This window comes from Idiomarina sp. UBA4206 (assembly GCF_002383015.1).
Taxonomy (GTDB): domain Bacteria; phylum Pseudomonadota; class Gammaproteobacteria; order Enterobacterales; family Alteromonadaceae; genus Idiomarina; species Idiomarina abyssalis.
Window position 1 is genome coordinate 1,332 of record NZ_DFTS01000019.1, and the last position, 2,491, is coordinate 3,822.

The following is a 2,491-nucleotide window of genomic DNA, read 5'->3' on the forward strand; positions in this document are numbered from 1 at the left end:
CGCCGTTTCGATTCCCGTTGTTGCTAACGGCGATATTCGTACACCGTTACAGGCAAAACAAGTTCTTGAGTATACCGGGGCAGATGCCATTATGATTGGTCGTGGCGCGCAGGGTAATCCCTGGCTGTTTAGAGAAATTGCTTACTTTCTTCAGACAGGCAAGGAACTTCAACCGCCGTCGCTAACTGAAGTGGCTGAAACCGTCATTCATCACGTTGGTAAATTGCACGAATTTTACGGCAGTTACCAGGGTGTCAGAATCGCCAGGAAACACGTTGGTTGGTATTTAAAAGAAAAAGCCAGCAATGATGAATTCAGGCAAACATTTAATCGTCTTGAGGATGCCGAAGCGCAACTTAAGGCACTTGAAGATTATTTTGTCACTGTAGAGAAGAGATAAGCGTATTATGTTTGATCAAAACCCTAGTCGTGAAAACGTATCTCCCCTGACCACTATCGGTAATAACGCACAGCCAAAGCCGTTGCGTGACTCCGTGAAGCAAGCGTTGAATAGCTTTCTGCGCCAGCTGGACGGTCAGGACCCTGAAGAATTGTACGAGCTGGTGTTATCCGAGGTGGAGGCGCCGCTACTAGAAGAAGTCATGACTTATACCCGGGGTAATCAAACCCGCGCCGCAACTATGTTAGGTATTAACCGCGGCACTTTACGCAAGAAGCTGAAAAAATACGGCATGAATTAAGAATTTTTTGGGCGCCTTTTGGCGCCCTTTTTTTATTGACCTCCCCGTAATTTAACTGAGTTATAGAAAGGCAAAACAATGGAAACCCGTCCAATCCAACGCGCTTTAATCAGTGTTTCTGATAAAACCGGTATTGTTGAATTCGCTCAATCTCTGGCCAAAAAAGGCATTGAAATTCTCTCTACAGGTGGCACCGCTAAGCTACTTCGCGATTCAGGCATAACCGTTATTGACGTTTCTGAGCATACCGGCCAGGAAGAGATTATGGGCGGGCGCGTAAAAACTTTGCATCCGAAAGTTCACGGAGGCATTTTAGGTCGTCGCGATATCGATCAGACAGTCATGCAGGAACAGAATATTGCGCCTATCGATATGGTTGTGGTTAACCTGTATCCCTTTGCTGAAACGGTAGCCAAAGAAGGTTGCACGTTAGAGGACGCGATAGAAAATATCGATATTGGCGGCCCGACTATGGTTCGCGCTGCAGCCAAAAATCACAAAGACGTGACCATTGTTGTCAATGCCAATGACTACCAACGCGTGCTTGCTGAACTAGAAGAACAGGACGGAGTCAGCCACAGCACTCGCTTCGACTTAGCGGTCGCTGCATTCGAACACACCGCCCAGTACGATGGCATGATTGCAAATTACCTTGGTAAGCAACTGAGTGAAAATGACTTTGCACGTACATTAAACCTGCAGGTATCGAAAAAGCAGGACTTACGTTACGGCGAAAACTCACATCAGTCGGCTGCATTTTATACCGAACGTAATGCTCCAGCCGGTACCGTTTCCAGCGCCACGCAAATTCAGGGCAAAGCGTTGTCCTTTAACAATATTGCCGATACAGACGCGGCGCTTGAATGCGTAAAAAACTTTGCTGAGCCGGCCTGCGTTATTGTTAAGCATGCAAACCCTTGCGGTGTCGCAATTGGTGAGTCCATTACCGATGCTTATGATCGTGCTTTTAAGACCGATCCAACTTCCGCCTTCGGTGGCATTATTGCTTTCAACCGTGAGCTGGATGAAACAACGGCAACAGCTATTGTCGAGCGCCAGTTTGTTGAGGTTATTATCGCGCCGAGTGTCAGCGACAAAGCCAGAACTGCAGTTGCCGGTAAGAAGAACGTTCGTTTGTTAGAGTGCGGCGAGTGGGGAGACACCAACACTCAGTTAGACTACAAGCGAGTTAGTGGCGGTTTATTGGTACAAGATACCGACAACCAGGACTTTAACGCAGACCAATTAAAAGTGGTCACTGAAAAGCAACCAACAGAAGCACAGATGACCGACTTATTATTCTGCTGGAAAGTTGCCAAGTTTGTTAAGTCTAATGCCATAGTTTATGCCAAAGACGGTATGACAGTAGGCGTAGGCGCGGGCCAAATGAGCCGCGTTTACAGCGCTAAAATTGCCGGTATAAAAGCGGCCGACGAAAATCTTAGTGTGCCAGGTTCCGTTATGGCTTCTGATGCTTTCTTCCCGTTCAGAGATGGTATTGATGCCGCTGCCGAAGCAGGTATCAGCGCTATCATTCAGCCGGGGGGCTCGATCCGTGACGAAGAGATCATCGCCGCAGCTAATGAACACGGTATCGCGATGGTATTCACCGGCATGAGACATTTCCGCCACTAGGCAACTTAACCAGTGGGCATAGCATTGCGTCCGTAACGTTTGGGGGCTAGTCTAATAGACAAGTTCCCAACCCTACAGGTGATAGCATGAGAAAATTAGTAGCATCCGCTTCTGTCATAGTATTAGCAAGTGCCCTTAGTGCCTGCTCTCCAGCC

The 2,491-nt window shown here is 47.9% G+C and carries 3 protein-coding genes; all 3 read left to right on the forward strand.

The genetic code is table 11. The features are described from left to right. Positions 1 to 400 (forward strand): tRNA-dihydrouridine synthase (locus tag B3180_RS03895; RefSeq protein ID WP_286843170.1); only part of this gene is annotated, 400 nt, incomplete at its 5' end. 7 nt (positions 401 to 407) lie between these two features. After that, positions 408 to 701 carry a DNA-binding transcriptional regulator Fis gene (gene fis / locus B3180_RS03900; protein ID WP_011235515.1) on the forward strand — a complete coding sequence of 98 codons (294 nt, stop codon included), beginning with the start codon at positions 408 to 410 and terminating at the stop codon, positions 699 to 701. A gap of 78 nt (positions 702 to 779) precedes the next feature. Next, the gene (gene purH / locus B3180_RS03905; protein ID WP_278358840.1) at positions 780 to 2,336 is read left to right on the forward strand and encodes a bifunctional phosphoribosylaminoimidazolecarboxamide formyltransferase/IMP cyclohydrolase; all 1,557 of its coding nucleotides are present in this window, start codon (positions 780 to 782) and stop codon (positions 2,334 to 2,336) included. The last annotated feature ends 155 nt before the right edge of the window (positions 2,337 to 2,491 follow it).